Origin of the sequence: Erwinia sp. 198, assembly GCF_003937915.1 — a bacterium.
GTDB lineage: Bacteria > Pseudomonadota > Gammaproteobacteria > Enterobacterales > Enterobacteriaceae > Erwinia > Erwinia aeris.
The window spans coordinates 308,712-316,149 of sequence record NZ_RHUM01000004.1; the positions used below are offsets into that span (position 1 = coordinate 308,712).

General features: G+C 55.8%; 9 protein-coding genes and 1 tRNA gene. All 10 read left to right on the plus strand.

Going from position 1 to position 7,438, the window contains the following annotated elements:
- Positions 1-2: 2 nt before the first annotated feature.
- Positions 3-1,142 carry a cytochrome d ubiquinol oxidase subunit II gene (cydB, locus tag EGK14_RS08305; protein WP_125288612.1) on the plus strand — a complete coding sequence of 380 codons (1,140 nt, stop codon included), beginning with the start codon at positions 3-5 and terminating at the stop codon, positions 1,140-1,142.
- Positions 1,143-1,157: 15 nt separating this feature from the next.
- The gene (cydX, locus tag EGK14_RS08310) at positions 1,158-1,253 is read left to right on the plus strand and encodes a cytochrome bd-I oxidase subunit CydX (RefSeq protein ID WP_125288613.1); all 96 of its coding nucleotides are present in this window, start codon (positions 1,158-1,160) and stop codon (positions 1,251-1,253) included.
- A 275-nt stretch (positions 1,254-1,528) separates the two neighbouring features.
- Positions 1,529-1,924: a tol-pal system-associated acyl-CoA thioesterase gene (gene ybgC / locus EGK14_RS08315; RefSeq protein WP_370256146.1), complete on the plus strand. Its 396-nt coding sequence runs from the start codon at positions 1,529-1,531 to the stop codon at positions 1,922-1,924.
- Positions 1,921-2,607, plus strand: coding sequence for a Tol-Pal system protein TolQ (tolQ, locus tag EGK14_RS08320; RefSeq protein WP_125288615.1), 687 nt, complete (start codon positions 1,921-1,923; stop codon positions 2,605-2,607). Before ybgC ends, tolQ begins: the two co-directional genes overlap by 4 nt.
- Positions 2,608-2,616: 9 nt before the next feature.
- Positions 2,617-3,045 carry a colicin uptake protein TolR gene (gene tolR / locus EGK14_RS08325; protein WP_125288616.1) on the plus strand — a complete coding sequence of 143 codons (429 nt, stop codon included), beginning with the start codon at positions 2,617-2,619 and terminating at the stop codon, positions 3,043-3,045.
- Between the two features lie 26 nt (positions 3,046-3,071).
- Positions 3,072-4,400 carry a cell envelope integrity protein TolA gene (gene tolA / locus EGK14_RS08330; protein WP_125288617.1) on the plus strand — a complete coding sequence of 443 codons (1,329 nt, stop codon included), beginning with the start codon at positions 3,072-3,074 and terminating at the stop codon, positions 4,398-4,400.
- A gap of 133 nt (positions 4,401-4,533) precedes the next feature.
- On the plus strand, positions 4,534-5,826 hold the full coding sequence (tolB, locus tag EGK14_RS08335) for a Tol-Pal system beta propeller repeat protein TolB (RefSeq protein ID WP_125288618.1): 1,293 nt from the start codon (positions 4,534-4,536) through the stop codon (positions 5,824-5,826).
- 42 nt (positions 5,827-5,868) lie between these two features.
- A complete protein-coding gene (gene pal / locus EGK14_RS08340; RefSeq protein ID WP_125288619.1) occupies positions 5,869-6,399 on the plus strand; it encodes a peptidoglycan-associated lipoprotein Pal in 531 nt (176 codons plus the stop codon).
- A gap of 9 nt (positions 6,400-6,408) precedes the next feature.
- Positions 6,409-7,197, plus strand: a complete 789-nt coding sequence (cpoB, locus tag EGK14_RS08345) for a cell division protein CpoB (RefSeq protein WP_125288620.1) — start codon at positions 6,409-6,411, stop codon at positions 7,195-7,197.
- Positions 7,198-7,361: 164 nt separating this feature from the next.
- Positions 7,362-7,437 (plus strand) — tRNA-Lys (locus EGK14_RS08350).
- Position 7,438: the final 1 nt, after the last annotated feature.

Genomic DNA, 7,438 nt, shown 5'->3' on the forward strand with positions numbered 1-7,438 from the left:
CCATGATCACCTATGAACTGTTGCGTTTCGTCTGGTGGGTGCTGATTGGCGTGCTGCTGATCGGCTTTGCGGTTACCGACGGGTTTGATATGGGCGTTGGAATGCTTGGCCGCCTGATTGGCCGCAACGACGTTGAGCGCCGTATTATGATCAATACCATCGCGCCGCACTGGGACGGTAACCAGGTATGGCTTATCACCGCCGGCGGCGCGCTGTTTGCCGCCTGGCCAATGGTCTACGCCGCCGCCTTTTCCGGCTTTTATGTGGCGATGATGCTGGTGCTGGCCGCGCTGTTTTTCCGGCCGGTAGGATTCGACTACCGTTCCAAAATAGAAAATCCGCGCTGGCGCGGCATGTGGGACTGGGGCATTTTTATCGGCAGCTTCGTGCCGCCGCTGGTTATCGGCGTGGCGTTTGGCAACCTGCTGCAGGGCGTGCCTTTCTATGCCGATGAATACCTGCGCCTGTTTTACACCGGCAGCTTCTTTCGGCTGCTGAACCCGTTTGCGCTGCTGGCAGGCGTGGTCAGCGTCGCCATGATCCTGACCCAGGGCGCCACTTACCTGCAAATGCGCACCACGGGTGAATTACACCTGAGATCCAAAACGATCGCGCAGATCGCTACGCTGGTGATGATGGCAGGCTTCGCGCTGGCTGGTGTTTGGGTGAAGTACGGCATTGAAGGCTATCAGCTGGTGTCCACGCTGGATCACAATGCGGCTTCCAATCCGCTGGCGAAGGAGGTTACCCGCGTAGCGGGCGGCTGGCTGATGAATTTTACCCACCAACCGCTGCTGTGGGCTATCCCGGCGCTGGGCGTGCTGCTGCCGCTGTTCACCGTTATCTGCTCGCGAATGAATAAAGGCGGCTGGGCGTTTCTTTGCTCTTCGCTGACGGTAGCCTGCGTGATCCTGACGGCAGGCGTGGCGATGTTCCCGTTTGTGATGCCTTCCAGCAGCATGATGAACCATAGCCTGACCATGTGGGACGCAACTTCCAGCCTGCTGACGCTGAAAATCATGACCGTTACGGCCGCGATCTTTGTGCCGCTCATTCTGATCTACAGCAGCTGGTGCTACTACAAAATGTTTGGCCGCATCACGCGCGCGCAGATCGAAGCCAACACGCATTCGCTTTATTGATTAAGGAGCAGAACGATGTGGTATTTTGCCTGGATCCTCGGCACGCTGCTGGCCTGTGCCATCGGTGTGATTACCGCGCTGGCTATCGAACATGTCGATAAGAGCGCATAAAAAAATTTGCTGCCTGCCGTAAAAAAAGCGGGATAAAAACGGGCTGGTTTGCCGGTCCGTTTTTGCTGCTCGTCTTCGCTGCTCTCTTCCGTTAACCGCGCTTTTTTCAGCCCTGGGTTATGTCAGTAAACGTTTAAGATTTCTCCCTAAATCCACATAATTGTTTCCGGAAGATAATTATTTTGTTTAGCCTCTGGCAATCCATTCCAAAGGCGTATGCTCTTGCGTATAGTAGCAACGTTTAAAAAGTTATACCGGGATGTAGAGTGAGTACAATGCTTTTTCGATGGCCGGTGCGTGTCTACTATGAAGACACCGACGCCGGTGGTGTGGTTTACCATGCCAGCTATGTCGCTTTTTATGAACGGGCACGAACCGAGATGCTGCGCCAGCACCATTTCAGTCAACAGACGCTGCTGGAACAGCAGGTCGGTTTTGTCGTGCGTCGTCTCACGGTTGATTACCTGGCCGCCGCGCGTCTCGATGAACTTCTTGAGGTGCAGAGCGAGGTCGTCAAAATGACCAGAACGACCATGACATTCGCACAACGTATTGTTAATGCAGAAGGCCGGACGCTGAATGAAGCCGAAGTTCTGATCGCCTGCATCAATCCACATCTGATGAAGCCCATTGCGCTTCCCAAGTCTATTGTCGCGGAGTTCAAGCAGTGACTGACATGAACGTTCTTGATTTGTTCCTGAAGGCGAGCCTTCTGGTCAAACTTATCATGTTGATTTTGATTGGCTTTTCTATTGCCTCCTGGGCAATCATTATTCAGCGCACCCGTATTCTGAATGCGGCGGGCCGTGAAGCCGACGCGTTTGAAGACAAATTCTGGTCGGGCATTGAACTGTCGCGCCTGTATCAGGAAAGCCAGGCGCGCCGTGATGAGCTGGCCGGAACTGAACAAATTTTCTACGCCGGCTTTAAAGAATTCGCCCGGTTGCATCGTGCCAATAACCACGCGCCGGAAGCGGTGGTGGAGGGCGCAACGCGCGCCATGCGCATCTCGCTGAACCGTGAGCTGGAAGCGCTGGAAAACCATATTCCGTTCCTGGGCACGGTTGGCTCGATCAGTCCTTACATCGGCCTGTTCGGTACGGTCTGGGGCATTATGCACGCCTTTATCGCGCTGGGCGCGGTCAAACAGGCCACGCTGCAGATGGTGGCGCCGGGGATTGCCGAAGCGCTGATCGCAACCGCTATCGGTCTGTTTGCCGCTATTCCGGCGGTTATGGCGTATAACCGCCTCAACCAGCGCGTGAACAAGCTGGAGCAGAATTACGATAACTTTATGGAAGAGTTCACCGCTATTCTGCACCGTCAGGCTTTCTCCAGCGAGAACAGCAGGTAGGAGTGACCTATGGCCAGAACGCGCGGTCGTCGTAAACGCGACCTGAAGTCCGAAATCAACATTGTTCCGCTGCTCGACGTTCTGCTGGTACTGCTGCTGATCTTTATGGCGACGGCACCGATCATCACCCAGAGCGTGGAGGTGGATCTGCCGGACGCCACGGATTCCAAAACGGTTTCCAGCGACGATAATCCGCCGGTGATTGTCGAAGTGGCGGGCGTTGGACAATACACCCTGGTGGTCGATCACGATCGCATGGAACAGCTGCCGCCGGAGCAGGTCGTCGCTGAAGCGCAGCGCCGTATCGAAGCGAATCCGAAGACGGTGTTTCTGATCGGCGGCGCGAAAGAGGTGCCTTACGATGAGATCATCAAGGCGCTGAACCTGCTGCATCAGGCGGGCGTGAAGTCGGTTGGATTAATGACGCAGCCGATTTAATTTCGGACCGTTTTTGGGAATCGAAAGTGTCGAAGGTAACCGAACAGAACGATAAGTTAAAACGCGCCATCATCATTTCAGTGATCCTGCATATCTTTCTGATTGCGTTGCTGATCTGGAGCTCGTTTGACGAACATATCGACGCCAGCAGCGGCGGCGGCGGCGGGAGCGATATTGATGCCGTCATGGTCGATCCTGGCGCTATCGTCGAGCAGTACAACCGCCAGCAGAATCAGCAGAGCGACAGCCAGCGCGCCGAGCAGCAGCGTCAAAAGCAGGCGAAGCAGCAGGCTGAAGAGCTACAGCAGAAGCAGGCGGCGGAACAGCAGCGTCTGAAAGCGCTGGAAAAAGAGCGGCTGGAGGCGAAGCAGGAAGCGGCGCAGGCGGCGGAACAGAAGAAAGCGGAAGAGGCCGCGAAGCAGGCCGCGGAACAGCAAAAAGCTGAGGAAGCGGCGAAGCAGGCGGCCGAACAGCAGGCTGCGGCGAAGGCAGAGGCGAAAGCCAAAGCGCAGGCGGATGCCAAAGCGCAGGCCGATACGCAGGCGAAAGCAGCGGCGGACGCGCAGAAGAAAGCGGAAGCCGAAGCGAAAAAAGCCGCGGCGGATGCGAAAAAAGAAGCGGAAGAAAAAGCGGCCGCGGCGGCGCAGGCGGCTAAAGTGAAGGCGGCGCAGGAGGCGAAAGCCAAAGCGCAGGCCGATGCAAAAGCCCAGGCTGCCGCCGAAGCGAAGGCGGCGAAAGAGAAAGCCGCCGAAGAAGCCAAAGAAAAAGCGGCGCAGCAGGCGAAAGAAGCGAAAGAAAAAGCGGCCGAGGCGGCAAAGGCAAAAGCGGCTGAGGAAGCAAAAGAGAAAGCCGAAGCGGCGGCGAAAGCGAAGGCAGACGCTGCAGCAAAAGCCAAAGCGGACGCGGTGGCAAAAGCGAAAGCGGCGGCCGATGCTAAGAAGAAAGCCGCGGCGGAAGCGGCTAAAGAGAGCAGCGACGTCGACGACCTGCTGGGCGGTCTGACCTCCGGCAAGAACGCGCCAAAAGAGGGTAAAACCGGTGGCGCGGGCGCGGCAGGGCAGGGCAACCAGAAGAAATCGGGCGCTTCCGGTGCCGCTATCGACAGCTACCTTGGCCAGGTACAGAGCGCTATCCAGAGCAAGTTTTATGACGCGGATACGTTTAAAGGACGCACCTGTAACGTGCATATCAAGCTGGCGCCGGACGGGCTGTTGATTTCAGCCACCCCGGCAGGCGGCGATCCGGCGCTGTGTCAGGCGGCTATTAATGCAGCCCGCATGGCGAGGATCCCGAAACCGCCAAGCACGGACGTGTATCAGGCGGTAAAAGAGGCGACGTTAATCTTCAAACCGTAAGATTAGCTGTAAGAAGATGCCAGGACGCGTCAGGTTGAACTATGGTCAACTTGCCGTACTCTATAAATGCACCATTGGTTTGTTGAAACACTGCTAATTATCGTGGACGTAGCGTTCAGGTAAGGGAGAGAAGATGAAGCAGGCATTACGAGTAGCACTAAGTTTCCTGATGCTGTTTGTCGCTATGGCGCATGCAGAAGTTCGCATCGAGATTACCCAGGGCGTTAACACCGCACGCCCTATCGGCGTAGTCCCGTTTAAATGGGCTGGTCCAGGCGCAGCCCCGGAAGATATTGGCGGCATCGTGGCGGCGGATTTACGCAACAGCGGCAAATTCAATCCGCTGGATCGCGCTCGTCTGCCACAGCAGCCGGGCACCGCAGCGGAAGTGCAGCCTGCTGCATGGACCGCGCTGGGTATTGATGCAGTGGTGGTCGGGCAGATCCAGCCTGGCGCCGACGGCAGCTATACCGTTTCTTATCAGCTGGTGGATACCTCCGGTAATCCTGGCGCCGTGCTGGCGCAGAACCAGTATAAGGTGACCAAACAGTGGTTGCGCTATGCGGCGCATACGGCCAGCGACGAAACCTTTGAAAAGCTGACCGGTATCAAAGGCGCGTTCCGTACCCGAATCGCCTATGTGGTACAGACCAACGGCGGCCAGTTCCCCTATGAGCTGCGCGTATCCGACTATGACGGCTATAACCAGTTTGTGGTGCACCGTTCGCCTGAGCCGCTGATGTCTCCGGCCTGGTCGAAAGATGGCAGTAAGCTGGCCTATGTGACCTTTGAAAGCGGCAAATCGGCGCTGGTGATCCAGACGCTGGCCAACGGCGCTATCCGCCAGGTCGCTTCTTTCCCTCGTCATAACGGCGCGCCTGCCTTCTCGCCTGATGGCAGCAAGCTGGCTTTCACCCTGTCGAAATCCGGCAGCATGAATCTTTACGTGATGGACTTAGGTTCAGGCCAGATGCGTCAGATCACCGACGGCCGCTATAACAGCACTGAACCTACCTGGTTCCCGGACAGCCAGACGCTGGCCTATACCTCGGATCAGGCTGGTCGTCCACAAATCTATAAAATTGGTGTAAACGGCGGCGCGCCGCAGCGTCTGACCTGGGAAGGCTCTCAGAACCAGAACGCCGATGTCAGCACCGATGGAAAATCTCTGGTGATGGTTAGCACCAACGGCGGTGCGCAACATATCGCCAGACAAGATCTGGAAACGGGAGCCGTTCAACAATTAACGGACACGTTCCTGGATGAAACACCGAGCCTCGCGCCAAACGGCACTATGGTTATCTACAGCGCTACTCAGGGCATGGGATCCGTACTGCAGCTGGTGTCGACCGACGGTCGTTTCAAAGCGCGTCTTCCGGCTACTGATGGACAGGTAAAATCACCTGCCTGGTCGCCGTATCTGTGATGCATATAAATATGTATGGCAAACAATAATAGGATTGTAGAAATGCAACTGAATAAAGTGCTGAAAGGCTTAATGCTGGCACTGCCAGTTATCGCAGTGGCTGCATGTAGCTCACACAAAAACAACAACAACGACCAGACCAACGGTATGGGTATGGGCGATGACGCAAACGGCGGCATGAACAGCGGCATGAACGGCGGCAATATGTCCTCCGACGAGCAGGCGCGCCTGCAGATGCAGCAGCTGCAACGTAACAACATCGTGTACTTCGGTCTGGACAAGTATGACATCCAGTCTGAGTTCGCTCAGATGCTGGACGCGCACGCTACTTTCCTGCGTAACAACCCGTCTTACAAAGTGACTGTAGAAGGTCATGCGGATGAGCGCGGTACGCCAGAGTACAACATCGCCCTGGGCGAGCGTCGTGCTACTGCCGTTAAAATGTATCTGCAGGGCAAAGGCGTTTCCGCTGACCAGATCTCTATCGTTTCTTACGGTAAAGAGAAGCCAGCCGTACTGGGTCACGACGAATCGGCCTACGCCAAAAACCGTCGTGCCGTACTGGTATACTAAGAGAATCATATGATTAGTAACTTCAGACTTCACCTGCTGGGTCTGTCGTTACTGGTTGGCGTAGCGGCCCCCTGGGCCGCTAATGCCCAGGCGTCAATCAGTAACGTAGGTTCAGGCTCGGTCGAAGACCGCGTCACCTCGCTTGAGCGTATCTCTAACGCGCAGGCACAGCTTCTTCAGCAATTCCAGCAGCAGCTTGCCGACAACCAGCGTGACATTGACTCGCTGCGTGGTCAGATTCAGGAAAACCAGTATCAGCTTAACCAGATCACCGAACGCCAGAAGACTCTCTATCAGCAGATAGATACGCTGAGCAGCGGCGCGTCTGCGCAGCCTCAGGCGGCTTCAGGCGATACGGCTCCGGCAGCGGCCGCAGAGGGCGCTACAGCCAGCGACAACGCTTCTGCTGCGCCGACGCAGGGCGGTGACGCCAACAGTGACTACAACGCGGCTGTGGCGCTGGTATTAGAGAAAAAGCAGAACGAGCAGGCTATCGCTGCGTTCCAGGCTTTTATCAAGAAGTATCCGGATTCAACCTACCAGCCTAATGCTAACTACTGGCTGGGACAGCTGAATTACAACAAGGGTAAAAAAGACGACGCGGCCTACTATTTTGCCACCGTGGTGAAAAATTACCCTAAATCGCCGAAAAGCGCGGACGCGCTGTATAAAGTGGGTGTGATCATGCAGGAGAAGGGTGACAGCGCGAAAGCGAAAGCCGTCTACCAGCAGGTGATCAAACAGTATCCAAACACAGACGTGGCGAAACAAGCGCAAAAACGTGCGGCTGCGCTGTAATTAACCGCTTGCGAACGGGTTTAGCCTAATTTATGGCCCGGTCGGGTGAAACTCAGGCAGTTGAACAAGTTATCTGAAAATAGTGGTTGCGCTGAAACGGTAAATCAGTAATATATGCCGCCGTTGCCGGGACATATGTTAAAACGTTCTGACAGCGTAAAAGTGGGTCGTTAGCTCAGTTGGTAGAGCAGTTGACTTTTAATCAATTGGTCGCAGGTTCGAATCCTGCACGACCCACCAC